At 77.4% G+C, this 474-nt stretch carries 1 pseudogene; it reads left to right on the top strand.

The window, feature by feature from the left end:
- Nucleotides 1-94 precede the first annotated feature (94 nt).
- Nucleotides 95-474: pseudogene (locus tag E0D90_RS26050) on the top strand (hypothetical protein); the annotation flags it as partial.

The following is a 474-nucleotide window of genomic DNA, read 5'->3' as shown; positions in this document are numbered from 1 at the left end:
CCCCATGACCGCGTACGCCCCCTCCCCTGCCCATACCTCGCACCTGCCTGCTTCGGGGGCGGCGCCCGCGCCCTGGCGCCCGGAGCCCGAACCGGTGCACGAGGCCGACGCCCCTGACGACGGGGCGGCCGGGGCGGCCGGGTCAGTCGGCGACGGCGGCTGGCTCGCCGCCGTCGAGAGCGTCCAACGGCAGACGGCGGAGACCCACGCGGCCTGCCAGCGCATGTTGACCGACAGCCATCTGGCCTTTCTGCGGATGACGGAGACGACCCTGGCTGCGATGCTCGGAGGGCCGCCCACCGGTGGGGTCGTGGAGGTGCCGGTGGTCGCACCGGTCGCGTCGCCGCTGCCGCTGCCGCGCTCCTCGTCACCGCGGCGCGACCCCGAACCCGTGGCGCCGCCGGCTCCGGTCACCACCAGCGTCCCGGCACCGGCCCCCGCACTCGCCGCTGCCGCCCCGGTCTCCCCCTCAGC

It is taken from the genome of Streptomyces otsuchiensis (genome assembly GCF_004305975.1).
GTDB lineage: Bacteria > Actinomycetota > Actinomycetes > Streptomycetales > Streptomycetaceae > Streptomyces > Streptomyces otsuchiensis.
This window is presented reverse-complemented; position numbering and strand designations above follow the sequence as displayed.